This window comes from Streptomyces thermodiastaticus, assembly GCF_014656135.1.
In the GTDB taxonomy this organism is placed as follows: domain Bacteria; phylum Actinomycetota; class Actinomycetes; order Streptomycetales; family Streptomycetaceae; genus Streptomyces; species Streptomyces thermodiastaticus.
Genome location: NZ_BNBV01000021.1, coordinates 100189 through 124651, shown reverse-complemented (window position 1 = coordinate 124651; position 24463 = coordinate 100189). Strand labels below are relative to the sequence as shown.

Here is a 24463-nt window from a genome sequence, read left to right as displayed (position 1 = left end):
CGCGGCGCCGCCGCCGTCCCGCGGCGGCACCGGCCGCCCGCTCCAGTTCGTCCGCGAACGCCCCGGCGTCCGGCCAGCGCCTCGCCCGGTCGGCCTCCAGTGCGCGCAGCAGCGCCCGCTCGACGGCGGCGTCCAGACCGGGCCGCAGCCGCCGGGGCGGCACCACACTGCCCGGCTCGGCCGGCACCGCACCGGTGATCAGCTCGTACCCGACCGCGCCCAGGCTGTAGACGTCGGCCCGGGCGTCGATACCGCTGCCCGGGCTCGCCTGCTCGGGCGGCCGGTACCCGGCCGAACCGGCCGCCAGGGTCAGCCCGGAGGCCTCGGCCAGGCTCTTGGCCAGCCCCAGGTCGGCGAGCAGCACCCGCCGGGTGCCGTCCGGCGCGGTGCTCAGCAGGACGTTGCTCGGCTTGACGTCGCGGTGCACGATGCCCGCCTCGTGCAGGGCGTGGGCGCCGCGTGCCGCCAGCGCGGTCAGCCGCAGCGCCTCGGGCACGGGCAGCGGGCCGTCGGCGACCAGGTCGGCGAGGGTGCCGGCGTCGGCGTACTCCATGACGAAGTACGGCCGGCCGTCGGGCAGCTCACCGATGTCGTGCACCTGCACCACCCGGGGCGAGCCGGCCTTGCGCAGCATCCGCGCCTCGGACAGGAACCGCTCGCGCACGTCCAGGCGGTGCGCCCAGTTCTCGGCGAGGACCTTCACGGCCACCTGGGCGTCGAGGTCGTCGTCCCGGGCCAGCCAGACCGTGCCGAAGGCACCGGTGCCGAGGCACCGCTCGATCCGGTAGCGGCCGATCCGCCGGGCTGAGTGCATGGGACTATCATGCCTGCCCAGAGATCGACTCCGGAGGGGGCCCTGCCGTGCCGGATGCGGTGCTGACCGAGGATTTGGCCCGGCGCTCGGCCGCCGGGGACGGTGCCGCCCTGGCGGAACTGCTCGCCCTGATCCGCCCCGAGGTGGTGCGGCGCTGCGGGCGCTTCCTGCCGTGCCGGGAGGACGCCGAGGAGGCCGCGCAGGACGTGCTGCTGACGCTCTCCCGGCACATCACCGGCTTCGAGGGCCGCAGCCGCTTCTCCACCTGGCTGTACACGGTCGTCGCCAACTGCTGCCGGCAGAAGTACCGGGAGCTGCGCCGCCGGGCCGCCGAGCAGCCCGCCACGATCGAGCCCGCCCAGCACATCGACCCGCGCACCACCAGTGTCATCGCGGGCTCCCGGGTGGACCTGCTGGAGGCGCTGGAACGGCTGGAGCGCGAGCATCCGCATCTGGTGGCGCCGCTGGTGTACCGGGACATCTGCCAGCTGGAGTACGCCGAGGCCGCCGAACGGGCGGGGGTCCCGCTGGGCACGTTCAAGTCGCGGCTGCACCAGGCCCGGCGTCAGGTCAGGCCCTGGCTGGCGGGCGCCTGAGAGCGGGTCAGTTCTCCTCCCACAGATTCAGCTCCGCCCAGATGGTCTTGCCGTCCGCGGTGTGCCGGCTGCCCCAGCGCTGGGTGAGCTGGGCGACCAGCAGCAGCCCGCGGCCGCCCTCGTCCCAGGTCTTGGCCCGCCGCAGGTGCGGGGCGGTGCTGCTGGTGTCGGACACCTCGCAGATCAGGTGGGCGTCGTCGTGGATGAGGCGCAGCCGGATCGGCGGGGTGCCGTAGCGGATGGCGTTGGTGACCAGCTCGCTGACCACCAGTTCGGCGGTGAACGCCACCGAGCTCAGCCCCCAGGCGTCCAGCTGGTCCAGGGCCTTGCCGCGGACCGGGGCGACCAGCGCGGGGTCGGAGGGGATGTCCCAAGTCGCCACCTGGGAGGCGGGCAGGCCCCGGGTGCGGGCCAGCAGCAGGGCCGCGTCGTCGCTGGAGCCGACCGCCGGCAGCAGGGTCTGCAGCACCCGGTCGCAGGTCTCCTCCAGACCCGACGTCGGCTCGGCCAGCGCCGTGCACAACAGCCGGCGTCCGGTCTCGGCGGTGCGGCCGCGGTGCTCGATCAGTCCGTCGGTGTAGAAGGACAGCACGCTGTCCTCCGGCAGGTGCATCTCCACGGCCTCGAACGGCAGGCCGCCCAGCCCCAGCGGGGGACCGGCGGGCAGGTCGATCACCCGCGGGGGGCCGCCGGGCGGGACGAGCACGGGGGACGGGTGGCCGGCGCGGGCGAGCGAGCAGCGGCGCGAGACCGGGTCGTACACCGCGTACAGGCAGGTCGCGCCGACCTCGCCGGGCCGGCCCTCGCTGCCCGCCTCCGTCGACATCCGCAAGACCACGTCGTCGAGGTGGGTGAGCAGTTCCTCCGGGGCGAGGTCGATGTCGGCGAGGGTGCGCACGGCGGTGCGCAGCCGGCCCATGGTCGCCGACGCCTGCACCCCGTGACCGAGGACGTCCCCGACGACCAGGGCGACCCGCATCCCGGACAGCGGGATCACGTCGAACCAGTCGCCGCCCATCCGGGAGCGGGCGGCCGGCAGGTACCGGGAGGCCGCCTCCACGGCGGCCGTGCGCGGCAGGGTGCGCGGCAGCAGGCTGCGCTGCAGGGCGAGGGCGGTCTCCCGCTCGCGGGAGTAGCGGCGGGCGTTGTCGACGCAGACGGCGGCGCGGGCCGTGACGTCCTCGGCGAGCAGCACGTCGTCGGCGGTGAAGGCGGCGGCCTGCTCGTACCGGGTGAAGACGGCCACGCCGAGCACGACACCGCGGGCCCGGATCGGCACCGACATCGTGGAGTGGATGCCCAGCTGCCGGATCCGCTCGAGGCGCCCCGGGTCCCAGGCGTACCACTTCTCCATCTCGTCGGACGTTCGGGCCACCACGATCGCCTCCCCGGTCAGCAGGGCCACCGCCTGCGGCGAGGCGGCCGGGTAGACCTCGCTGTCACCGATGTCGACCAGCGCCTCGGGTGCGTAGGGCCGGACCGAGCGGTGGGCGACCCGGCGCAGCGTGACCGGCATGTGCGGCGGTCCGAGGGGCAGCTCGCCGCCGGGCTCGGGCGGGTCCACCAGATGCACGCTGACGAAGTCGGCGAGGGCGGGCACGCAGACGTCGGCGAGTTCCTGGGCCGTCCGGGTCACGTCCAGGGTGGTGCCGATGCGCATGCTCGCCTCGTTGAGCAGTTGCAGCCGCTGGCGGGCCCGGTACTGGTCGGTGAGGTCGTGGACGGCGATGCACACCCCGTGCACCCGCCCGTCGTCGTCGGTGACCGGGGACAGGCGGGCCAGCCAGGAGACCGTCCCGCCGTCGCCGCCCCGCCTGTCGGTGTGCACGTCCGTGCCGTGGCCGGTGTGCAGCACCTGGAGCATGTGCCGCTCGATGTCGTCGTTGTCGTCCGGCCGTCCGCCGATCTCGGGCAGGCGCAGGCCGCGCAGCTGTTCGCCGGGGGCGCCGAGGATCCGGGCCATGGCGTCGTTGAGCGTGTGCAGGCGGAGGCGGTCGTCGCAGATCGCGATCGCGCACGGCGACTGCACCAGCCGGGCCCGGGTAAGGAGGTCGTCGTCGGTGCGGCTGTCGTCCTCGCGCAGCGGGGAGACGACGAACCAGTCACCGGCCTTGTCCCCGGCGTCCTGCCGGTGGGCCAGCAGCCACACCCGCACGGCGTGTCCGTCGCGGTGGCGCAGTGGGAGTGTGCCGGACCAGCGGTGGCCGTCGGGCGGCTCCACCCGGGTGCCGTCCGCCAGGAGTCGTGCGGCGGGCCGGGAGACGACCTCCTCCGGTGCCCAGCCGAGCAGCCGGCGGGCGCCCTCGCTCCACTCGACGAGGACCCCGCGCCCGTCGACGACGGCACGCGCCGTCGCCCCCTCGTCGAACGGATACGCCGGTCTCATCGTGGCCGCTCCATCGTGCACACTCACAGTGATCACGGTGATCAGGTGTGTCACTCGCTCTCCAGCGTAGTGGCAGGCGGCCCCGTGCGACGCCGGTCCCGCGCGGCCCCAGGCCCCGGCCGGCTGCCGTCGTGGCCCGTCGCGCGGGGAGGACACCGCGCGGCACCCTTGACGATCTCCTGCGTGCACACGTCAGACTCTGTTTGGTCTCGATGAGTTCTGATCGTTTCTGATCCTCTGTGGGGAACGAAGGAGCACCAGCATGGCGATCACACGCAGATCGGTCCTGATCGCGAGTACGGCGGCCCCGGCCGCGGGCGTCCTGCTCGGCGGCCCCGCAGCCCTGGCCGCCGAGGCCGCCGACACCACCGGCCGCCTCCCCGGCCGCCGCACGGTCCCGCTGCGCGACGGCTGGCGCTTCGCGCTGGCCGACCCGGGCGGCATCACCGACCCCACCGGCGCGTACGCCGACGCCGCCGATCCCGCGTACGACGACTCGGACTGGCGGCAGGTGGCCGTCCCGCACGACTGGAGCATCGAGCAGACGCCCACCACCGAGCACGGCACCAGCGGCGGCACCGGCTTCCTGCCCGGCGGCCTCGGCTGGTACCGGCTCTCCTTCACCCTGCCGCGCTCCTGCGCCGGCAAGCGGATCTCGGTGGAGTTCGACGGTGTCTACATGGACTGCCGCGTCTACTGCAACGGCACCGAGGCGGGCCGCCACCCCTACGGCTACACCGGCTTCGCCGTCGACCTGACCGACCTGGTGCACACCGACGGATCCACCGAGAACGTGCTCGCGGTCGAGGTCCGCAACCAGCTGCCCAGCAGCCGCTGGTACTCGGGCAGCGGCATCTACCGCGAGGCCCGTCTGATCGTCACCGACCCGGTGCACGTGGCCCGCTGGGGCACGTACGTCACCACCCCGCAGGTCACCGAGGAGCGGGCCGTGGTCCGGGTGCGCACCGAGGTGGCCGACGACTCCGGCACCCCCGCCCGCGTCGAGGTCACCTCCACCGTGCTCGGCCCGGACGGCCGTACGGTCGCCCGGACCGCCTCCACCGTCACGGTCGGCGCCCACGGCCGGGCCGCCCCGGAGCACGAGGTGACCGTCCCCCGCCCGCACCTGTGGGACGTCGACGCCCCGCACCGCTACACCCTCCGCACCGAACTGCGCGCCGGCGGCCGCACCACCGACGCGGTGGACACCGTCTTCGGCATCCGCACCGTCCGCTTCGACCCGGACGAGGGCTTCTTCCTCAACGGCGTCCCCACCAAGATCAAGGGCGTCAACCTGCACCACGACCAGGGTCCGCTCGGTGCCGCCGTCCACACCGACGCGCTGCGCCGGCAGCTGACCCTGATGAAATCCATGGGCGTCAACGCCCTGCGCACCTCCCACAACCCGCCCGCCCCGCAGCTCGTCGAGCTGTGCGAGGAACTCGGCATCGTGATGACGGTCGAGGCCTTCGACTGCTGGCGCACCGGCAAGAACCGCTACGACTACGGCCGCTTCTTCGACGAGTGGTGCGAGCGGGACGCCACCGAGATGGTCCGCGCGGCCCGCAACTCGCCCGCCGTCGTGCTGTGGTCCATCGGCAACGAGATACCCGACTCCACCAGCACCGAGGGCCTGGCCATGGCCGACCGCGTCATCGCGGCCGTCAGGGCGGCGGACAGCACCCGGCCGGTCGTCATCGGCTCCGACAAGTACCGCAGCCTGCCGGCCAAGGGCTCACCGGCCGACCTGATGCTCGCCAAGCTCGACGGGCTGGGCCTGAACTACAACACCGCCGCCTCGGTCGACGCCCTGCACGCCGCCTACCCGCACCTGTTCCTCTTCGAGTCCGAGTCGTCCTCGGCGACCTCCACCCGCGGCACCTACCAGGAGCCGGAGCACCTCAACACCGGCGAGAACCACACCCCGGGCCGGCGGGCCACCTCCTCCTACGACAACAACCTCGCCTCCTGGACCATGAGCGGCGAGTACAGCCTGAAGAAGGACCGCGACCGGAAGTGGTTCGCCGGGCAGTTCCTGTGGTCCGGCACCGACTACATCGGCGAGCCCACCCCGTACGACGTGTTCCCGGTCAAGGCGTCCTTCTTCGGCGCCGTCGACACGGCCGGCTTCCCCAAGGACACCTACTACCTGTTCCGCAGCCAGTGGACCAGCGAACCCATGGTCCACCTGGTGCCCATGACCTGGAACCACACCGAGGGCGACGTCGTCGAGGTCTGGGCGTACTCCAACGTCGAGTCCGTGGAGCTGTTCCTCGACGGCCGCTCCCTCGGCACCAGGAAGTTCGACGTCAAGCGGACCACCGACGGCCGCACCTACCTGGAGACCACCGAGGCCACCGGCGACGACAAGACCGTCACCGGCGGCCCCTGGCCCGGCAGCTACACCAGCCCCAACGGCAGCGCCGGCCGGCTCCACCTGACCTGGAAGGTGCCGTACCGGCCGGGCGACCTGAAGGCGGTGGCACGGCGCGACGGGAAGGTCGTCGCCACCGACGTGCTGCGCACCGCGGGCGAGCCGCACGCCGTACGGCTCACCGCCGACCGGACCTCGCTCCCCGCCGACGGCCGCTCGCTGGTGTTCGTCACCGCCGAGGTGGTCGACGCCCACGGCACGGTCGTCCCGGACGCCGAGCACCTGCTCACCTTCGACGTCACCGGCGGCTTCCTCGCCGGCGTCGACAACGGCCGCCAGGAGAGCGCCGAACGCTACCAGGCGAGCACCCGCACCGCCTTCCACGGCAAGGCACTCGCCGTCGTCCGCGCCGGCACCCGGACGGGCACGCTGAAGGTGACCGCGCGGGCGGCCGGGCTGCGCACCGGCACGGTCACCGTGCCCACCACCTCGGCCACCACGCTGGTGAACACCCCCGCCCCGGCGTTCCGGCCGGACCACCCCGAGCCGCCCGCCCACCCCCGCGCGGACGCCAGCTACTCCGGCCGTCCCGACACCCTGCCCGCCGCCATGATCGACGGCGACCCGGCCACCGGCTGGTCCAACGCCTTCGTCAAGGCGGCCACCGCCCTGCTGCCGGCCTTCGACGGTGCCCGGGCCGAGGACTGGGTCTCGCTCGACTTCGGCCGGACACGCACCCTCGACCGGGTGGCGGTCTCCTTCACCGTCGACGCCACGCACACGCGGCCCGCCGCCGTCGAGGCAGCGGTGTGGAACGGCCGCCGCTGGACACCGGTCACGGGGGCGAAGACGGACTGGGCCACCGCCTCCGACGAACCCACCGTGATCACCTTCGATCCGGTGCGCGGCTCCCGGATCCGCCTCACCCTCACCAGCAGCGCCCCGGGCCGGCCCGAGGGCGCGGTGCGGATCAGCGAACTGAAGGTCTGAGGTCCGGGATCTGCCGTCCGGGGCGGCCGCGTCCTCCCGGACGGCGACGGGCCCGTGCCTCCGCCGTGCCATGCGGCGGCACGGGCCCGGCCCGCCCCTGCCGGTACCGCGGCACGACCCCGGTGACCTGCGGGCATTTACGAGCGAGTACCGCACGCGCTACGGTGTGCCGCATGCCGGCGCTCAATGTGGAGTTCAGTGACCGCGAGCTGGAGGATCTGCGACAGATCGCCAAGGAGCGCGGTACGTCGATGAAGGCGCTCGTGCGGGAGGCGGCCGCGGCGGACATAGCCCGGCACCGCGCGCTGCAGGAGGGGGCCGAGGTCTTCCGCCGGTTCTTCCGGGCGCACGCCGACGAATTCGCCGCAGCGTTCCCCGACGACGAGCCGCCCACCCGGGGCGAGGGACGAGCCGCCTGACCGATGACCGCCGTCATCCACATCGATGTGCCCTGGCTGCTCCAGCGCCACGAAGAGGTCCTGCCGGAGCAGCCCGCGATCGACGACTTCTCCGCGCTGGTGGCCGCCGTCGCGCGGCACCGCGTGGACCCGCCGCGCCTGGGCGTGGACTCCGACCCCGCCTGGCGCGCCGCCGCCCTGCTGCACACCCTGGTCGCGCTGAGGCCGCTGCCCTTCGCCAACGCCCGGTTCGCCTGCGCCACGGCCGTGGCGTACATGTTCATCAGCGGCGCGGGGATCGACCCGCCCTACGGCGCCCTGGTCGACCTTGCCCGCGACCTGATGACCGGCAAGACCGACGTCTACGGCGCCGCCGACCGGCTGCGGTCCTGGCAGATCTGACCCGCGCCGTCCGCTGCCCCGCGCCCTGGCGCGCCGGTGTCCGCGTCCCTCCGCACCGCCGGGACGAACCGCCCGGTCAGGCCGCCGCGGCCCGCTCGCCGCGCGGTGCGCGCACGGGGACGGGCCGCAGCGGGCGCGTACCGGTCAGGCCGGGTCCTCGACGAGGTCGCCGGGGCCGAGCGTGGCGGGAGTGGCATGACCGGCGAGCGCCATGGTCAGGTCGAACTCCGCGAGCAGACAGCGGATCACGTGCTCGACACCCGCCTGCCCGTCCAGGGCCAGCCCGTAGGCGTACGGCCGGCCCAGCAGCACCGCCCGCGCGCCCAGGGCCAGCGCCTTGAACACGTCGTCACCGGTGCGCACCCCGCTGTCGAACAGCACGGGCAGCCGGTCACCGACCGCCTCCACCACCCGTGGCAGGGCGTCGGCGGCCGCGACGGCCCCGGCGACCTGGCGGCCGCCGTGGTTGGACACCACCACGCCGTCCATCCCTGCGTCGGCGGCCAGGCGGGCGTCGTCCGGGTGCAGCACGCCCTTCAGCACGATCGGACCGTCCCACTGCTCGCGCAGGAACGCCAGGTCCGGCCACGTCTTGCCGGGATCGGCGAACATGCCGACGAAGTGCAGCACGGCCGCGTTCAGGTCCTCGTGCACCGGCTTGGCCAGGCCCGCCCGGAAGGCCGGGTCGGTGAAGTAGTTGGCGGTGCCCACCCCGTGCAGGAACGGCAGATATGCCTGGTCCAGATCGCGCGGCCGCCACGCCAGCAGCGGCGTGTCCAGGGTGACCACGAGGACGGAGAACCCGGCCGCCTTCGCCCGCCGCAGAAAACTGCGGGTCACCTCGCGGTCCTTCGCCCAGTACAGCTGGAACCAGCGTTCGGCGTCGCCCATGGCCTCGGCCACCTGCTCCATCGGCGTGCTGGACGCCGACGACAGCACGTACGGCACCCCCTGCGCCGCCGCGGCCCGTGCGGCGGCGCACTCCGCGTCCGGGTGCAGGATCGACAGCACACCGACCGGCGCGAGTGCCAGCGGCGCGGGCAGCGCACGGCCCAGCACCGTGACCGACAGGTCGCGTTCGTGCACGTCCCGGAGCATGCGTGGCACGATGCGGCGGCGGTCGAGGGCCGCCCGGTTGGCGCGTGCCGTGCTGCCGTCGCCCGCGCTGCCCGCGACATACCCCACCGGACCGGGGCCGAGCCGCTGCTCGGTCAGTTCCTGAAGCCGGGACAGGTCCGTGGGCAGCCGGGGCACCGCACCCGTCGTGCCGTTCAGGTAGATCTCGTACTGGAAGTCCGCCCAGTGCTTGCCCATGCAGGTGTCTCCCGACGCTCGCCGTTGCAGTGCCGCCCCGAACCATACTGGCCAGTAGGGGGAGGGCGGCCGGCCGGGAAGCGGAATGTTTCAGGCCGATTGCCGAGCGGGGAGAACGCACACATCCGGCCGGATCCGGTGACCCGCAGGCTCAAGATCCAGCGATGGCGGCGCCCGCCGGCTGTGACATCACGCCACTGGTTCAATACGAAAGGTTACTGAAACCTGTGGGTGCGACGTGAGTTTCCGCGGCGGAGTCGGCAGACTCCCGCTCGCCGCTCCGGCACACCCGTCCCGGAGCCGGCGATCTCCGTCACGACCTGCGGAAGGAAGCACACCCGATGCGGACCAGCACGCGCCGGGCGGCAGCCCTCGGCCTGACGGCCACCGCCGTCTGCGGACCTCTCGCCGGGCCCGCTCTCGCCGCCCCCGCCTCCCTGTACGCGCCCTCGGCGCTGGTGCTCACCGTCGGCCACGGCGAGCGGGCGGCCACCACCGCCCCGGAGCGCGCGGTCACCCTGGTCTGCGCACCGAAGCCCTCAGGCACCCACCCCGACGCGGCGCGGGCGTGCCAGGAACTGCGCGCCGCCGGCGGCGACCTGACGGCCCTGGCCGCACGGCGCGACGTGGTGTGCACCAAGGACTACCGCCCGGTGGTGGTCACCGCGCAGGGTGTCTGGCAGGGCGAACGCGTCGCCCAGGAGCGCACCTTCGCCAACACGTGCCTGAAGAACGCGGCCGCGCACAGCGTCCTCGCGTTCTGACGAGCCGGGATCGTGCGTCGTCCCGGCGTGCCACGTGCCACGCGGTACGACAGGGCCCCGCGGCTGGGGAGCGCGGGGTCCGGTCCGGGAACGGCGACGGTCCCTCATCAGGGGCGAGCCGGGCGGGGTGGGGCCGCCCGGCGCCCCTGGTCCACCACCTGTGTGCCTCCGTCACAGGGGCGTGCCGTGCACACGCGGTACCTGGGACACGTGTGTATCTCGGGACACGTGTGCCGTGCACCTCACGGCGGGGGGTTCCGGACCCGCTCGCGGTGGCTGGTGTCGCACCAGGGATAGCGCCGGCTGCGCCGGCACGTGCACAGCGCGACCCGGAACCGGTCGGAGCGGACGGTGGTGCCGTCCTCCAGTTCCACCTCGACGGGGCCGTCGACGAGCAGCGGCCCGCGGCGCTGCACCCGCAGCCGGCAGGGCGGATGGGCACGGGTGTGACACGGCGGGTCAGCAGGGGCGTTCGGCACGGATGACCACCAGCTCTTCCTTGTCGTCGGACGGGTCCAGCAGGCCTCGCTCGCGCAGCCACTCCTGCCGGGCGCGCAGCACCGGACCGAAACCGATCCACCGGCGCCGCACCACGGCCGCCTTCGCGCCCGAGGCGCGCAGCAGTTCCAGGGTGCGGTCCGGGCCGCTGAGCACGGAGTGCACCAGGAGCAGCACACCTCCGGGACGCAGCACTCCCGGCGCCTGCCGGCAGATCCGGTCCAGCACGTATCTCCCGTCGCACCCGGCGTCCCAGGCGCGGGACCTGCCGTGCCCGGAGCCGGTGCCGGGCGCCGGGACGTACGGCGGATTGGCCAGGATCAGGTCGAAGGACAGGCCCCGGACCGGGGCGAACAGGTTCCCGCGCACGGCGTGCACCGCGGCCCGCTCCCGCCATGCGTTCAGCCGGGTGGTCCACACCGCCCGGCGGGAGACGTCCACGGCCGTCACCTCGGCACCGCGCCGCGCGGCGGCCAGCGCCAGGGCACCGCTGCCGGTGCCCACGTCGAGCACCCGCGCACCGGGCCGGAGCGTCTCGCCTGCCAGCGCCTGTGCCAGCAGCGCGGTGTCGTCCTGCGGGGCGTACACACCTGGAAGCAGCAGCCGACTCACCCTCTCGCGGGTACCCCCGAACGGGCGCGGCACCCGGGACGGCGACGACGGCACTCAGGACACCGCCGCCGGTGCGGCCGCGGGCGGGCCGCACGGTGCGCGCAGCGACGAGCGGCCCGCGCGCCAGGCCCGGAGCAGCCGCTCGCCGAACCGGTCCTCCAGATGCCCCGTCGCGTCGATGCCGAACGTCACGTCGGCCGCCAGGTGCGGCTCCTGCTGCAGCAGCCCCGCGATCACCTCGTGGCGCACCACCTGCTCGTGCACCGCGTCGGCCTCCACGTGCTCGTCGTAGAAGAACTCCGCGGCCGCGCCCGCCCCCGTACGGCGCATCGCCTCCGCCAGCCGCCGGGAGCCGGGGGAGGAGGTGATCTCCACCGCGGCGAAATGGCCCACCAGCGCGCCGCGCAGGGCACGGTGCAAGCCGAACAGCGACATCATGTTCACCACCGCCAGCGCCTCGGCGCAGGCCGCGTCCAGATAACGGCCGTAGGAGGTGTCCAGGCCGAGGTCGGCCATCAGATCGGCGAACAGCCGGGCGTGGACCCGGTCGCCGCGCCCTCCGCCGAACTCGTCGAACTCCACCGCCGCCATCGCCGCCTTGGCCCGGCCCCACAGCCGGGGCAGCACCCACGCGTGCGGGTCGGCCTCCTTCAGGTGGTACAGGGAGCGCTGGGCGGCGTACTCGCGCAGATGCCACAGCTCGCCCTCGTCCCGCAGCCAGTGCGACACGCCGGTGCCGTGCACCGGCTCCACCAGCAGCGCGGCGAGCGCGTCGTCCAGGCTGCCGTGCACGGGTGTGTCCGCGCGCAGGGCGGTGAGGAAACGCTGCTCCAGCGCGGCCCGCAGCCGCAGCAGCCCGGGGTCCCACTCCCGGTCGGCGGGGACACCGGCGAAGCCGCGGTAGTGCAGCTCGTAGCACAGATACAGGGCGAGCTGCAGGTCGTCGCCGTACGGCGGGGCACCGGCGGCGGCCTCAACGGGCGGCAGCGCACCGCCGTCGCACAGATACGCCAGGACGGCGGCGGACAGCGGCCCCCGGGCCGCGGGCAGTCCGGGTCCTCGACGGTCGTCGTTCATGGCCTGCGGGTACCCGCACGCCGCCGGCCTGATCCTCCGGCGTGCTGCCGCCCCCGCCGCCCGTGCGCTCAGGCCATCTGGCGGCGGACCAGCTCGTGCAGCCTGCCGCTCGTGTCCGCCAGCAGCTCGGCGGGGGTGCCCTGCTCGGTGATGCGCCCGTCCTCCATCACGACCACCCGGTCCGCGTCCAGCACCGTCGACAGACGGTGCGCGATGACGACGCGGGTGGCGTTCAGCTTGCGGGTGCTGTCGATGACCGTGCGCTGGGTGTCGTTGTCCAGGGCGCTGGTCGCCTCGTCCAGGAACAGGATGCGCGGCCTGCGCACCAGCGCCTGGGCGATCATCAGCCGCTGCCGCTGACCGCCGGAGATCGACGACCCGCCGGAGACGATCGTGTGCAGGCCCATCGGCATGCGCCGGATGTCCTCCGCGAGCCCCGCCATCTCGGCCGCGGCCATCGCCTCCTCCGGCGAGCACGGCTCGGTGCCGCGGATGACGTCCAGGATCGACCCGTTCAGCGGCTGGGCGTGCTGCAGCACCACCCCGCACTGCCGGCGCACCGCCGACTGGTCCAGCGCCGCCAGGTCCTGGCCGTCGTACAGCACGCTCCCCGACAGCGGCCGGTCGAAACCGATCAGCAGACGCAGCAGCGTCGACTTGCCGCAGCCGCTCGGCCCGACGATCGCCACGAACTCGCCCGGCTTCACCTGGAACGACACGTCGTCGAGGACCAGCGGACCGTCGTCGGTGTAGCGGAACGACAGCCGCCGCGCCTCGATCGCCCCGGACAGCGGACCCGGCCGGTTGCTGCCCGTGCGCACCTCCGGCCTGGCGTCGAGCACCGGCCGGATCTCCTCGAACAGCGGCAGCGCCGCCACCGCCGAGACGAACGCGCCGGTCAGCTGCGTCACCGAGGTCAGCAGCATCGTCACCGATGTGTTGAAGGCCAGGAACGACGCCGCCGACATGGTGCCGCGGGCCGGCCCGGCCAGCAGCATGAACATCACCAGCGTGCACACCGGCAGATACACCGCGCCGAGCACCGCGGTGAGGTTCTTGATCCGGCCCACCTTCTGCTGCAGTTCACGGCTGCGGGCGAACTGCTCGGCCCACGCCGCGTACGCGTAGTTCTCGGCGGCCGCCACCCGCAGTTTCGGCAGCCCGCGCAGCGTCTGGAACGCCTGGTTGTTCAGCTTGTTGGTGAGCACCACCAGACGGCGCTGCCAGCGCACCTGCCACAGCCCGAGCGCCAGGAACACCGCCGCGATCACCGTCAGCATGCCGAGCGCCGCCAGCGCCATGGAGGCGCTGTACCAGAACAGCAGCACCAGGTTCACCACGCCCACGGTCACCGACTGCGCGACGGTCGGAGCCAGCCCCGCCAGCAGCCGGCGGATCGCGCTGATGCCCATGGCGGCGCTCGCCAGCTCGCCGGTGGAACGCCGGGCGAAGAACGCCGTCGGCAGCCGCAGCAGCCTGTCCCACACGGCCGGCTGCAGCGCCGCCTCGATCCGTCCCTCGACCCGCAGCACGGTCAGGTTCTGCAGCAGCATGAACGCCGCCGCCACGACGCCGCCGGCCATCACCGCCACGCACACCTGGGTGATCGGCCCGGTCTGCGCCCGCTGCACGTACTGGCCGAGCACCTTGCCCGTCGCGATCGGCACCAGCGCCCCGATCACCACCGTCACCAGCCCGGCGACCAGCAGGTTCACCAGGTCGCCAGTGCTGCCGCGCAGACTGAAGCGGAGCAGCCCCAGCCGGGACAGGGGCCGGTCGGGCAGCGGGCGGTAGAACATCACCGCCCGGTCCTCGAACTCCCCGGCGTTCCCCTTGTCCACCGGGGTCTCCCGCCCGGTCGCCGGATGGACCGAGACGTAGCCGCCGCGCCGCCACAGCAGCGCCACCGGCGCCCCCGACAGCGCCCGCCGGCCCACCAGCGGGCCGGCGTTCTCCCGCCACCAGCGGCCCCGCAGCCGCACGGCCCGGGTGCGCACCCGGGAGGCCAGGGCGATGCGCTCCACCGGGTCCAGCCGCTCGCTCACCGTGCCCGTCTGCGGCGGGTCCGCCAGGGTGATCCCGGCGGCCCGGGCGACCCGGGCGCACGCCGCGTACGTGGCGTCGGCGTCCGCGGCCGTGACCCGCCGGCCGGAGGCCCGCCCGATGGAGGCCAGCAGCGTCCGGTCGGCCTGGGCGCGGACCGCCTCGCCGGCCTTGATGCCGGCCGCCGCCCGGGTCTCGTGGGCCCGCTCCAGCTCCTCGATCCACCGGTCCAGCGCGGTCAGCAGCCGGTACTGCTGGTCGACCATGCCCTGCCAGACACCCGGGTCCATCAGCAGGTCCCCGGCCGCCTCGGCGCCGTACAGCGCCCCGTACCGCACGCTGCCGGGCGGCACCTGCATCCAGAACACGTCGTCGTCGCCGGGCGGGGTGGTGCGGTCCTGCGCGGTGGGCGCCTGGAACAGCACGGACATGCTGCGGCCCACACCCAGCGCCAGCGCGTGCTCCAGCGGACTGCTCGCGGGCGGCACGTACTGCGGGTTGCCCCACTCGTCGTACGACCAGGTGTGCGTGGTCGCCGGCTGGTACAGCTCCCGCAGCCCGATCCGGCGCACCACGCTGTCGCGCAGCGGACGCGCCACCAGGGTGTGCCGGGGGCCGGGCACCGGGCCGAGCAGCAGCGAGCCCGCCCGCAGGCGGCCCAGGTGGTGCCAGTGCCCCTGCTCGGCCGCGTCCACCGCGAACAGGTCCACCGCGCCCGCCGCGACCAGCCACAGCACCTGCGGACCCTCCAGGTCCAGCCGGTTCAGGCCGGCGCAGTCCACCGGGGTGCCCACCGACGCGAGCGCACCGAGAACCAGGTCGCCGTCTTCCACGGTCGTCATCTCACCGCTCCCTGACCAGCGCCGCGTAGGCGCCGCCGAGCGCCAGCAGCTCCTCGTGCCGTCCGCGTTCGACGACCGTGCCGTGCTGCAGTACCACGATCTCGTCGCTGTCGCGCACCGTGGACAGCCGGTGCGCGATCACCACGCAGGCGCAGCCCCGCCGCCGCAGGTTGTCCATGACGACCTGCTCCGTCTCCGCGTCCAGCGCGCTGGTCACCTCGTCCAGGACGAGCACGCTCGGCCGGCGCACCAGCGCCCGCGCGATCTCCAGCCGCTGCCGCTGCCCGCCGGAGAAGTTCCGGCCGTCCTGCTCGACCCGGCTGTGGATGCCGCCGGGGCGGCGCATCACCACGTCGTACAGGGCGGCGTCGCGCAGCGCCTCCACCACGGCGTCGTCCGGGATCGACGGATCCCACAGCGCCACGTTGTCGCGGACCGTGCCCTCGAAGAGGAACACCTCCTGGTCCACGAAGGACACCGAGGCGGCCAGCGTGCCCCGGGGGATGTCCTCCAGCCGCTGCCCGTCGATGCGGATCACACCCTCCCAGGGGGTGTACAGCCCGGAGATGAGCCGCGACACCGTCGACTTCCCGCTGCCCGAGCCGCCCACCAGCGCCACCTGCTGCCCCGGACCCACCGTCAGGTCGAACCCGGTCAGCAGCGGCTTGTCCAGGGGGCTGTAGCCGAAGCTGATGTTCTGCAGCTCCACATGGCCGTGCAGCCGCCGGGTGGACTCGCCGGCGCCGGGCCGGGTGTAGAGCGGGTCGGCACCGAAGTTCTCCACGTCCTTCAGCCGGGCCACGTCCGCCGCGAAGTCCTGGATGCGGCCCGCGACGCCGTTGAGCCGGGTCAGCGGCGCGGTGAACCGGGCCACCAGCGACTGGAAGGCCACCAGCAGACCCACCGAGATGTGGCCCTCCACCGCCCGCATCCCGCCGATCCACAGGATCAGCGCGCTGTTGACCGTGGCCAGGGTCGGTGCGACCACGCCCAGCCAGGCGCCGGGCACCCCGAGCCGCTGCTGCTCCTCCAGGGTGGTGGCGTGCTGCCCGGCCCAGGTGCGGAAGTAGCCGTCCTCGCCGCCGGTGGCCTTCAGCGTCTCGATCGACTGCAGCCCGGTGTAGGCGGTGTTGGTCAGCCGCGCGGTGTCCGCCCGCAGCTTCGCCGTCCGGGTCGCCCGCAGCCGCACCACGACGCGCATCGCCACCACGTTCAGCAGCGCGACACCGATGCCGACGAACGTCAGCTGCGGGTCGTAGGTGTACAGCAGCACCGCGTACAGCACCACGACCACCGCGTCCACACCGGCCGCCGCCACGTCGCGGGCCAGCGTCTCCGCCACCTGGTCGTTGGACTGCAGCCGCTGCACCAGGTCGGCCGGGCTGCGCTGGGCGAAGAACGTCACCGGCAGCCGCAGCAGATGCCGCAGGAAACGGGCGCTGCCCAGCGTGGAGGACACGATCCGGCCGTGCAGCAGATTGGCCTGCTGCAGCCAGGTCAGCACGACCGTCAGCACGACACATGCGGCCATGGACGCGAACAGCACCCCCAACAGGGAGGTCTGCCCGCCGATGAGATACGTGTCGATCCAGGTGCGGCTCAGCGCCGGCAGCGCCGCGCCCACCGCCACCAGCAGCAGGCTCGCCAGCACCGCGGCCGGCAGCGCCCCGGCGGTGCCGCGCAGCCGGGCCGGCAGGGCACCGAGGACGCCCGGCCTGCGCCCGCCCCGGGTGAAGTTCTCGCCCGGCTCCATCACCAGCACCACACCGGTGAACGAGGTGTCGAACTCCTCCATGGGGACGAAACGGCGGCCCTTGCCGGGGTCGTTGACGTACACTCCGCGCCGGCCCAGCCGACGGCCCATGCCGTCGTAGACGACGTAGTGGTTGAACTCCCAGAACAGGATGGCCGGCGCCCGCACCTCGGCGAGGGCGGCGGTGTCCATCTGCATGCCCTTGGCGGTCAGCCCGTAACTGCGGGCCGCCTTCAACAGGTTGCTCGCGCGCGAGCCGTCCCGGGAGACGCCGCAGGCGATGCGCAGCTCCTCCAGCGGGACGTGGCGGCCGTAGTGGCCGAGGACCATCGCGAGCGAGGCGGCGCCGCACTCCACGGCCTCCATCTGCAGCACCGTGGGGGTGCGCACGGTGCGGCGGCGGCCCGGGCGGCCCTTGGGCGGGCGCACCGGGCGCCGGGACCGGGCTGCGCGGCGGCCGCGGGTGTCCTCAGTGGTGGTCATGCGGGTGTGTTCTGCTCCGTGCTCAGGGCAGCAGCCAGTCGACGGGATGCTGGTCGGCCAGGCGGATCGAGGCCGTGGCCAGGGTCATGGACTGAAGCCGGAAGGGCGGACCGCCGTCGGTGGACCAGCGGTAGCCGCTCTTGGTGTCACGGGAGGTGTCCAGCCGGACGAGAACGGCCACCGGGCGGCCCTGCCGGGTGAACTGCTCGCCCAGCTGGCTGTCCCCGAGAAAGGCAGCGATCTGCTGGGCGGACTGGGCGGCCCGGTCGACCGACTTCACATGGCCGCGCAGTACGCCGTACCGGTCGGCCGGTACCGAGGAGACGGTCAGGTCCACGGCGCTGCCCTCGGCGATGCCGGCGGCGTTCTGCGCGGGGACGTACACGGTCGCGTACAGCGGGTCGGAGGCGTGGGCGACCTTCTCCACAGCCGCCACGTTCGCGCCGGTGGAGATGATCTGCCCGATGGTGGCGGCGAGCGCGGTGATCCGGCCCGCGGCCACGGTCCTGACGACCGACTCGCCCTGCGCGGTGCGCACCGTGATGACGGGTGCGTCCGCGGGCAGCCGCTGCCCCGCTTCGGCGTGCACGGCGGTGACCTGACCGGCCACCGGGCTCTGCAGCACATAGCTGCCCTGCCCGTGGGTGAGGACGGCCTGCGCGGTGACGGTGGAGGCGACCGAGCCGGCCACGGCCCACACACAGGCGGCGGCCACGGCGACGAGCGTGACACACAGCACCAGCCAGCCCTGCGGCCGGGCGAGCCGCACCGGAAGGTCCAGCTCCTCGGGTGCGTTCAGCTTGGCGAGGGCCTGCTGACGGAACTGCACGGAACTTGTCTCACCTGCGGAAGAAGGGGTGCGCAGCCGCGGGTGCGGCCACGGCACGTCGGGGGTGTGTCACGGCACCGGTGAGTCCCGGAACCGGCGAGCGGCTCCGGGACCCACGCGCGTGTGCTGCCGTCAGAGACCGGCGACCAGGTTGGTGACCGGGGCGGTGTTCAGGCCGGTCACGCCCTCGACGGTGTCCACGACGCCGTTGACCAGGCCGGTGACCGGGGCGACGCCGTCCACCAGGTTGGTGACGGTGCCCAGGGTGTTCACGGTCAGGCCGCCGGCGACGTTGTCGAGCTCGGCGTCGGAGATCTCAGCGGTCTCGACCTGGGGGGTGGAGTTCATGACAGAACTTCCCTTCCTATGGGACTTCACAACAAGAGGGACGGCCCTCGCCCGAAAGGCGGTACAGCCGTGACCCACGGGCCCGGACACCGTTGGTCCGGATGTCCGGCGGGCCCCGCGGTGCGATGGATGAAAGCACGCAACGGCCCGTCGCTTCCACTCAACGGCGCCTGTCACCAGGGAAGTTGCATGCACTGCAGCGTTGTGCGTGCACACCTGGGCACGAGTCGTCGGCCAGTTCTTCACATGCGTCACCGCATGTACGCGTCCGCTCTCTTGCCGGGACGCGGGTCTGCGCGAGTGACGCGCCGGTAACACGTGTGACGCTGCTTCGGTTGTGCAGATCCCTCGATGGCGGTGCGGCGGTTGGGTGGCCGCTGTGCAGATTCACTGGAGCCGGATTTCCGCTTCGCGAAACCCGGGAGACGGAGACGATCGGTGTCTGGATGATCACCTTCCGTGTTCGTTCCGTGGTGTCCGGGGACGTGGAACCCTCGGTGCCCGGCGCGTGCGGGGCGGGTGGTTGATGCAGGGCGGCACGGCATCCGTACCAGGTACGCGCGATCTGCACACAACGGCCACAGGGGCGGCGCACCGGGGCGGCGGGCGCTCGCCCGGGACACCACCGGCCGCCCGGGCGCGAAGCTGTCCGGCGCCGCCCTCCAAGGAGGGAGCCTGCGCGGAGCCCTCCTCGTCCCGGCCGACCTCAGCGGGGCCGGTCTGCGCGACGCCGACCTGCTCGGGGCCGGTCTGCGCGACGCCGATCTGCGCGGCGCGGACCTCACCGGCGCCGCTGTTCCTCACCCGGGCCCAGGTGAACGCGGCCAGGGGCGACGCGGCCACCGTGCTGCCCCCGGGCCCAGCCGCCCCGCTCACTGGCGGGCGCGGGGATGAACCCGGTGGTCACCGTCACCCTGGGCCGGGCCCGCCGTCTCCGGCCGAGGCCGCTGCGACGCGTGGGCCGTGCTGCCGGCCGGCAGCGGCCCGCAGGTGGCGAGCGGACCGCTGCCCGGCCGGTGACGCGCCCGCCTGCGCACCGCCCCTGGTGCACTGCCCCTAACGGGTGTGTGCCGGGCCGCGGTCACGGCAGGTCGCGGGGACCGTGCGTGCCGCGGTGCTTAGGGTCCTTGGCTGTGTCACACACCTTCGAAGAGCTGGTGGCGTTGCAGCGAGCGGCGGACGAGGCGCACACCCGGGTCGAGCAGCTCCGGCGTACCTACGGCCCGCCCGCGCAGGAGCGGTGGACCGGGCTGCAGAGCGAGACGTACGAGACGGCCTGGCGGGCCTGGCGCGACCTCGCCCGCGACCTCCAGGCGGCGCTCGGCGAGTACGCGAGCGCCGAGCGACGGCCCCGCACCGAGGTCGAGGAGGAGGTGGCACGGGCCGCCCGGTCCGCCGGGCCGGGCGACGCTGCGGACGGTGGTGCGGACACGGAGGACGGCGCCGCCTCGGACCAGGCCGGGGACTGAACGCACCGCCGGTGCGAGGAGCCGGACCGCCCCGCCGGCCGTCCTGCCCGGCGGGCCGGAGACCGGGTGGCATCCGTAGCAGCCCGGCGGGTACCCGGCGCGCATGGACACCACCGGATATCAGACAGTCGCCGCCGGTTCGGGCGCCGGGATCGCTCTGGTCGTGATCGGCGGCCTCGTCGTCGTCGGCCTGCTGATCTGGGCCTTCCGCTTCGGCATCACCGTGATGCAGCGCGAATCGGCCACCCCGCGGCACAGCGGGCACCCGAAGCCGCCGCCCTCCGGTCCGGTCCATGAGACCCGGCAGCAGCGCGAACCGAACGAGGTGCCCGACGCCGGGGAGACCGGCCGCCGTCTGTCGCCGCACGAACTCTCCTCCGGTAGCCGGCGCAGCGACGACCAGAGTCGCCCGCGCTGGGACTCCGGCTCCAGCGGCTCCTTCGGCAGCGGCGGCTCCGGCGGCGGGTGACCGCCCGCCTGTCGCACGCCTCGATGTCCGGAGACCTTGTCCGGACGCTGCCCGAAGACATGCATACAAGACATGGACGGACGCATGGACGGACGGGCGCCCTGAGGGACGGAACCGGGGCCCGGCGCACGCGGCGCCGGGCCCCGGTCCGTCGTGTGTCCGCCGGTCAGCTGTGGGTCTTGGCCAGCAGCTGCAGGATCTCCTCGGTGGTGCCGGTCTCGCCCAGACGCGGGAAGACCCACGCCACGCTGTTGGCGTGCGCGTCCCCGTCCAGGTCGGTCATGGCGTCGGTGGCCAGCGTGACGTGGTAGCCGTGCTCGTACGCGGCCCGGGCGGTGGACTCCACACCGATGCTGGTGGCGATGCCGGTCAGCACGATCTGCGTCACCCCGCGCCGGCGCAGCTGCACGTCGAGGTCGGTGCCGTGGAAGGCGCCCCAGTTGTGCTTGGTGACGACGATGTCCTCCGGGTGCCCGGCCAGCTCGGGCACGATGACGTCCCAGCCCTCGGGACGGCTGCCGCCGGAGGTGGCCGCCTCGGTGCGGCCCGGCGGCACGTCCGAGAAGTCGGGGGCGAAGGAGACCCGGACGAGCACCACGGGCAGGTTGCGGGCGCGGAATGCGTCGGCCAGCTCCGCCGTGCGGGCGACCACGTCGGGGCCCGGGTAGGGGGCGGTCGGAGCGCCGACGATGCCCGCCTGCAGGTCGATCACGACGAGGGCGGTACGCGGGTCGAGGGTGGTCAGTGCCATGAACGTTCGGGCCTTTCGGGAAAGTGCGGGTGCGGACGCGGAAGGTGCCTCGGGTGTCAGGGCCGCGTGAGCCGTTCGAGCAGGGAGAACGCCTCCAGCAGGGTGCGCCGCTCCGCCTCGGTGTACCGGTCCTGCAGGGTGCGGGCCAGCCACTCCTCACGGACCTGCCGGTCACCCTCCAGGCGCCGGCGGCCGCTGTCGGTGAGCGTCACCAGCTGACGCCGTCCGTCGTCCGGGTCGGGGCTCCGCCGGACGAGTCCCCGCTGTTCCAGGGCCGCGAGCGTGGCGGCCATCGACTGCGGGCGGACCCCCTCCGCCGAGGCCAGGGCGCTGGCCGTGGCCACTCCGTGCTTGCCGACCAGGGTGAGCGCCGACACCTGCGGCGGGGTGAGGTCGTCGTCGCGGGCGACCTCACGGATCCGGCGGCGCAGCCGGCTGACGGTCACCCGCAGGTCGCGGGCGGCCTGCGCGGCGGAGACGGAGATGCCTCCGGACACCTCGTCGGGCTTCCGGTCCATGCCCGTCACCCTAGGGATGTGTAGAAAGACTGTCCAGTTGTGACTGAACAGTTTGCCTGTTCTTTTCCCGGTGGCCGACGCACGTGTCCGGGTGGTTACGCTGGGCCCGCACGAGGGAGGAGAGTGCGTCGGCATGGACAACGGTCACACGTCCGGGCCGTTTGGGCCGTCGGGGCAGCAGGACAGGCTCGGGGCCGGGTGGGAGACATACCGCCCGGCGGTCTTCGGCGTGGCCTACCGGCTGCTGGGCAGTGTGGCCGACGCCGAGGACGTCACCCAGGACGTGTGGCTGCGCGCGGCCGGAGCGGATCTGCGGCAGGTCGGTGATCTGCGGGCCTGGCTGGTCACGGTGGCGGCGCGGCGGTGCTACGACATCCTCCGCAGCGCCCGTGTCCGCCGTGAGACCTACGTCGGGCCGTGGCTGCCGGAGCCGCTGCTGACGGGCCCGGACGCCGCCGAGCCGGTGCTCGTCGACGAGTCCGTCACCTCGGCCATGCTCCTGATCATGGAGGAGCTGAGCCCGCCGGAGCGGGTGTAGTTCGTACTGCACGACGTCTTCGGCCTGGAGTTCGCGCGGATCGCCGAGGTGCTGGACGTGTCGGTGCCGGCTGCCCGGCAGCTCGCCTCGCGGGCCCGGCGGCGGGTGGCCCGGGCGAAGCAGTCCGCACCGCAGGCACCCAAGGCGGAGCGCGAACGGGTGCTGGCCGCCTTCCGCGCCGCCTACGAGGCCGGCGACCTGGCCGGCCTCGTCCGGCTGCTGCATCCGGACGTCGTCTATGTCACCGACGGCGGCGGCCAGGTCCCGGCGGCCCGCAGGCTCATCCACGGCGGCGAGCGGGTCGCCGAGGTCATGGTGCGCGTGGGACGCCAGTGGCGTCCGGACCGGATCGACCTCGCCGAGGTCGGCGGCGAACTCGCCCTCGTCTTCCACCGGGAGGGCCGGGTCTACTCCGTCGACACCGCGCAGATCACCGACGGTCTGATCACCGCGTACCGCAGGGTCGTCAACCCGGAGAAACTTCAGCACCTCTGAGCTGTCACACCTGCCGGGGCTGCCCCGTCTCCTCGGTGTAAACCCTTAAGAGGGCGGCGGAGGAACGCGCGACGGCAGGTGGGACCGGTCATGACCGGACGTCCCTCACTTGCTGTGTGCTCCCGGTCACGCAACGCTGTATCTGCGGCTGCGCGCGGGACGGGCGCTCGTGGCCGCCGCCTGCTCAGTGAGGAGCTGTCATGCAAGCCATCACGGTGAACGACCGTGACGCCGGTACCGCCGGACTGTCCCTGACCGACCTGCCCTACCCCCACGCGGCCGAGAACGACGTCGTCGTACGGGTGCACGCCGCGGGCTTCACCCCGGGCGAGCTGGACTGGCCCGCTACCTGGACCGACCGGGCCGGCCGCGACCGGACGCCGAGCGTGCCCGGCCACGAGGTGTCGGGTGTCGTCGTCGGGCTGGGCTACGGAACCACCGGCCTGAGCATCGGACAGCGGGTGTTCGGCCTGACCGACTGGGCCCGCAACGGCACACTCGCCGAATACGTCGCGGTGGAGGCCCGCAACCTCGCACCGCTCCCGGCGGACATCGACCACACCGTGGCCGCCGCACTGCCGATCTCCGGGCTGACCGCATGGCAGGGCCTGTTCGACCACGGCCGTCTCACCGCCGGCCAGACCGTCCTGATCCACGGTGCCGCGGGCGGCGTCGGCTCGCTCGCGGTCCAGCTCGCCCGCGAGGCCGGCGCCCGCGTCATCGGCACCGGCCGGGCCAAGGACCGGGAGCGGGCGGTCGGTCTCGGCGTGCACACCTTCCTCGACCTGGAGGCCGAGAAGCTTCAGGACGCCGGAGAGGTCGACCTCGTGTTCGATGTGATCGGCGGGGAGATCCTCGACCGTTCCGCGGCCCTGGTACGAGCCGGCGGCACACTCGTCACCATCGCCGAGCCGCCCAGGATCCGGCCCCAGGACGGCCGGGCCGTCTTCTTCGTCGTGGAACCCGACCGCGCCCGGCTCGCCGACCTCGCCCAGCGGGTCAGGGACGGCCGGCTCACACCCGTCGTCGGCACCGTCCGGCCGCTCGCCGAGGCACCCGCCGCCTTCACCGAGCGCACCCCCGGCAAGACGATCATCCGCGTCGCCGACGACCGAACAGGAGACCCCTCATGATCGGATCGCGGATCGCCGGCGGCCTGCTGGCCGTCGCCGCCCTGACCACGGCCACGGCCGCCTGCTCCGCCCCGGAGCAGCCTCACGCCCAGAAGCTCACCGCGGCCGAGGCGTCGCAGCAGCCCACCGAAACCCTCAAGCCCCTCCTCCAGCAGGCCCTGCCGAACGTCGAGGGCAAGACATTCACCTCGTCGATCGTCGACTTCCCGCCCGGGGCGCGTGCGAAGCCGCACCGCCACGGCACGGCGTTCGTCTACGCCTACGTCCTGGAGGGCACCGTGCGCAGCCAACTCGAAGGCGAGCCCCTGCGCACATACCACCAAGGCCAGAACTGGGTCGAGAAACCGGGCGCCCACCACGTCCTCACGGAGAACACCAGCCGGACCGAGCCGGCCAGGCTCCTCGTCGTCTTCGTCTCCGACACCGGGGACCCGCTCAAGGTCGACGACCCGCAGCCCTGAGGCAGGCGCCCACCGGGCCGGCACGAGCCATGTGTGCGGTCCCGCGTGCCCCGGACGGGTACGGCGATGAGCGGCAGGGCACTGGGTGGCAGGCGGGAGGGCGCGG

21 protein-coding genes and 2 pseudogenes are annotated in these 24463 nt (G+C 73.6%); 11 read left to right on the top strand and 12 right to left on the bottom strand.

The genetic code is table 11. The annotated features are described in order from the left end of the window. Window positions 1-814 (bottom strand): serine/threonine-protein kinase (locus IE286_RS19355; RefSeq protein WP_189798021.1); only part of this gene is annotated, 814 nt, incomplete at its 3' end. A gap of 47 nt (window positions 815-861) precedes the next feature. Between IE286_RS19355 and IE286_RS19350 the strand changes: the two genes are divergently transcribed. Then, a complete protein-coding gene (locus IE286_RS19350) occupies window positions 862-1410 on the top strand; it encodes an RNA polymerase sigma factor (protein WP_189798020.1) in 549 nt (182 codons plus the stop codon). 7 nt (window positions 1411-1417) lie between these two features. On the opposite strand, the gene IE286_RS19345 is transcribed toward IE286_RS19350, so the two are convergent. Further along, window positions 1418-3796: a SpoIIE family protein phosphatase gene (locus IE286_RS19345; protein ID WP_189798019.1), complete on the bottom strand. Its 2379-nt coding sequence runs from the start codon at window positions 3794-3796 to the stop codon at window positions 1418-1420. Between the two features lie 262 nt (window positions 3797-4058). On the opposite strand from IE286_RS19345, the gene IE286_RS19340 reads away from it, so the two are divergent. The 3 genes from IE286_RS19340 (at window position 4059) to IE286_RS19330 (ending at window position 7960) form a co-directional block, all read left to right on the top strand. Then, window positions 4059-7160, top strand: coding sequence for a glycoside hydrolase family 2 TIM barrel-domain containing protein (locus IE286_RS19340; protein ID WP_189798018.1), 3102 nt, complete (start codon window positions 4059-4061; stop codon window positions 7158-7160). Window positions 7161-7333: 173 nt separating this feature from the next. Next, complete coding sequence (locus IE286_RS19335) at window positions 7334-7579, top strand: hypothetical protein (protein ID WP_125498338.1); 246 nt, start codon at window positions 7334-7336, stop codon at window positions 7577-7579. Window positions 7580-7582: 3 nt separating this feature from the next. Continuing rightward, a complete protein-coding gene (locus IE286_RS19330) occupies window positions 7583-7960 on the top strand; it encodes a toxin Doc (RefSeq protein ID WP_189798017.1) in 378 nt (125 codons plus the stop codon). A gap of 144 nt (window positions 7961-8104) precedes the next feature. Here IE286_RS19330 and IE286_RS19325 read toward each other — a convergent pair whose 3' ends face one another. Then, window positions 8105-9274: a lactate 2-monooxygenase gene (locus IE286_RS19325; protein WP_189798016.1), complete on the bottom strand. Its 1170-nt coding sequence runs from the start codon at window positions 9272-9274 to the stop codon at window positions 8105-8107. A 341-nt stretch (window positions 9275-9615) separates the two neighbouring features. Here IE286_RS19325 and IE286_RS19320 point away from each other — a divergent pair, with 341 nt between their 5' ends. Next, the gene (locus tag IE286_RS19320) at window positions 9616-10038 is read left to right on the top strand and encodes a subtilase-type protease inhibitor (protein WP_189798015.1); all 423 of its coding nucleotides are present in this window, start codon (window positions 9616-9618) and stop codon (window positions 10036-10038) included. Between the two features lie 242 nt (window positions 10039-10280). Here the strand turns inward: IE286_RS19320 and IE286_RS19315 are convergent, their stop codons facing one another. The 7 genes from IE286_RS19315 to IE286_RS19285 all read right to left on the bottom strand — a co-directional run bounded on the left by IE286_RS19315 (window position 10281) and on the right by IE286_RS19285 (window position 18523). Next, on the bottom strand, window positions 10281-10517 hold the full coding sequence (locus tag IE286_RS19315) for a CDGSH iron-sulfur domain-containing protein (RefSeq protein ID WP_189798014.1): 237 nt from the start codon (window positions 10515-10517) through the stop codon (window positions 10281-10283). Further along, the gene (locus IE286_RS19310; RefSeq protein WP_229863160.1) at window positions 10498-11148 is read right to left on the bottom strand and encodes a HemK2/MTQ2 family protein methyltransferase; all 651 of its coding nucleotides are present in this window, start codon (window positions 11146-11148) and stop codon (window positions 10498-10500) included. Before IE286_RS19310 ends, IE286_RS19315 begins: the two co-directional genes overlap by 20 nt. Before the next feature lie 54 nt (window positions 11149-11202). Beyond that, complete coding sequence (locus tag IE286_RS19305) at window positions 11203-12225, bottom strand: iron-containing redox enzyme family protein (RefSeq protein ID WP_189798013.1); 1023 nt, start codon at window positions 12223-12225, stop codon at window positions 11203-11205. Between the two features lie 68 nt (window positions 12226-12293). Further along, window positions 12294-15110: an NHLP bacteriocin export ABC transporter permease/ATPase subunit gene (locus IE286_RS19300; RefSeq protein ID WP_189798012.1), complete on the bottom strand. Its 2817-nt coding sequence runs from the start codon at window positions 15108-15110 to the stop codon at window positions 12294-12296. Between the two features lies 1 nt (window position 15111). Beyond that, the gene (locus IE286_RS19295) at window positions 15112-17346 is read right to left on the bottom strand and encodes an NHLP family bacteriocin export ABC transporter peptidase/permease/ATPase subunit (RefSeq protein WP_189798011.1); all 2235 of its coding nucleotides are present in this window, start codon (window positions 17344-17346) and stop codon (window positions 15112-15114) included. A gap of 22 nt (window positions 17347-17368) precedes the next feature. Next, window positions 17369-18175, bottom strand: coding sequence for an HlyD family efflux transporter periplasmic adaptor subunit (locus IE286_RS19290; protein ID WP_189798010.1), 807 nt, complete (start codon window positions 18173-18175; stop codon window positions 17369-17371). Between the two features lie 132 nt (window positions 18176-18307). Continuing rightward, window positions 18308-18523 (bottom strand): type A2 lantipeptide, encoded by a 216-nt coding sequence (locus IE286_RS19285; protein ID WP_189798009.1) that lies wholly within the window; start codon window positions 18521-18523, stop codon window positions 18308-18310. Between the two features lie 582 nt (window positions 18524-19105). Between IE286_RS19285 and IE286_RS19280 the strand changes: the two are divergent. From IE286_RS19280 to IE286_RS19270, 3 genes and pseudogenes are all read left to right on the top strand, one after another. Next, window positions 19106-19417, top strand: a pseudogene (locus tag IE286_RS19280) (pentapeptide repeat-containing protein); the annotation flags it as partial. A 239-nt stretch (window positions 19418-19656) separates the two neighbouring features. Next, window positions 19657-19992, top strand: coding sequence for a hypothetical protein (locus IE286_RS19275; protein WP_189798008.1), 336 nt, complete (start codon window positions 19657-19659; stop codon window positions 19990-19992). A 103-nt stretch (window positions 19993-20095) separates the two neighbouring features. Continuing rightward, window positions 20096-20461: a DUF6479 family protein gene (locus IE286_RS19270; RefSeq protein WP_189798007.1), complete on the top strand. Its 366-nt coding sequence runs from the start codon at window positions 20096-20098 to the stop codon at window positions 20459-20461. 166 nt (window positions 20462-20627) lie between these two features. Here IE286_RS19270 and IE286_RS19265 read toward each other — a convergent pair whose 3' ends face one another. Further along, entirely contained in the window at window positions 20628-21212 is a 585-nt protein-coding gene (locus tag IE286_RS19265) for a hydrolase (RefSeq protein ID WP_189798006.1), read from the bottom strand. 56 nt (window positions 21213-21268) lie between these two features. Then, window positions 21269-21730, bottom strand: a complete 462-nt coding sequence (locus IE286_RS19260; RefSeq protein ID WP_189798005.1) for a MarR family winged helix-turn-helix transcriptional regulator — start codon at window positions 21728-21730, stop codon at window positions 21269-21271. Between the two features lie 133 nt (window positions 21731-21863). Here IE286_RS19260 and sigJ point away from each other — a divergent pair. From sigJ to IE286_RS19245, 3 genes and pseudogenes are all read left to right on the top strand, one after another. Then, a pseudogene (sigJ, locus tag IE286_RS19255) lies at window positions 21864-22763 on the top strand (RNA polymerase sigma factor SigJ). A gap of 200 nt (window positions 22764-22963) precedes the next feature. Continuing rightward, window positions 22964-23896 carry an NADP-dependent oxidoreductase gene (locus tag IE286_RS19250; RefSeq protein ID WP_189798004.1) on the top strand — a complete coding sequence of 311 codons (933 nt, stop codon included), beginning with the start codon at window positions 22964-22966 and terminating at the stop codon, window positions 23894-23896. After that, window positions 23893-24357 (top strand): cupin domain-containing protein, encoded by a 465-nt coding sequence (locus tag IE286_RS19245; RefSeq protein ID WP_189798003.1) that lies wholly within the window; start codon window positions 23893-23895, stop codon window positions 24355-24357. The genes IE286_RS19250 and IE286_RS19245 overlap by 4 nt, the downstream gene beginning before the upstream one ends. Window positions 24358-24463 lie beyond the last annotated feature (106 nt).

Coding starts and splice junctions, on each gene's coding strand:
- IE286_RS19270 (WP_189798007.1), top strand. CDS start 20,096: ATGGACACCACCGGATATCAGACAGTCGCCGCCGGTTCGGGCGCCGGG.
- IE286_RS19260 (WP_189798005.1), bottom strand. CDS start 21,730: ATGGACCGGAAGCCCGACGAGGTGTCCGGAGGCATCTCCGTCTCCGCC.
- IE286_RS19345 (WP_189798019.1), bottom strand. CDS start 3,796: ATGAGACCGGCGTATCCGTTCGACGAGGGGGCGACGGCGCGTGCCGTC.
- IE286_RS19285 (WP_189798009.1), bottom strand. CDS start 18,523: ATGAACTCCACCCCCCAGGTCGAGACCGCTGAGATCTCCGACGCCGAG.
- IE286_RS19340 (WP_189798018.1), top strand. CDS start 4,059: ATGGCGATCACACGCAGATCGGTCCTGATCGCGAGTACGGCGGCCCCG.
- IE286_RS19295 (WP_189798011.1), bottom strand. CDS start 17,346: ATGACCACCACTGAGGACACCCGCGGCCGCCGCGCAGCCCGGTCCCGG.
- IE286_RS19305 (WP_189798013.1), bottom strand. CDS start 12,225: ATGAACGACGACCGTCGAGGACCCGGACTGCCCGCGGCCCGGGGGCCG.
- IE286_RS19250 (WP_189798004.1), top strand. CDS start 22,964: ATGCAAGCCATCACGGTGAACGACCGTGACGCCGGTACCGCCGGACTG.
- IE286_RS19320 (WP_189798015.1), top strand. CDS start 9,616: ATGCGGACCAGCACGCGCCGGGCGGCAGCCCTCGGCCTGACGGCCACC.
- IE286_RS19325 (WP_189798016.1), bottom strand. CDS start 9,274: ATGGGCAAGCACTGGGCGGACTTCCAGTACGAGATCTACCTGAACGGC.
- IE286_RS19335 (WP_125498338.1), top strand. CDS start 7,334: ATGCCGGCGCTCAATGTGGAGTTCAGTGACCGCGAGCTGGAGGATCTG.
- IE286_RS19265 (WP_189798006.1), bottom strand. CDS start 21,212: ATGGCACTGACCACCCTCGACCCGCGTACCGCCCTCGTCGTGATCGAC.
- IE286_RS19300 (WP_189798012.1), bottom strand. CDS start 15,110: ATGACGACCGTGGAAGACGGCGACCTGGTTCTCGGTGCGCTCGCGTCG.
- IE286_RS19330 (WP_189798017.1), top strand. CDS start 7,583: ATGACCGCCGTCATCCACATCGATGTGCCCTGGCTGCTCCAGCGCCAC.
- IE286_RS19245 (WP_189798003.1), top strand. CDS start 23,893: ATGATCGGATCGCGGATCGCCGGCGGCCTGCTGGCCGTCGCCGCCCTG.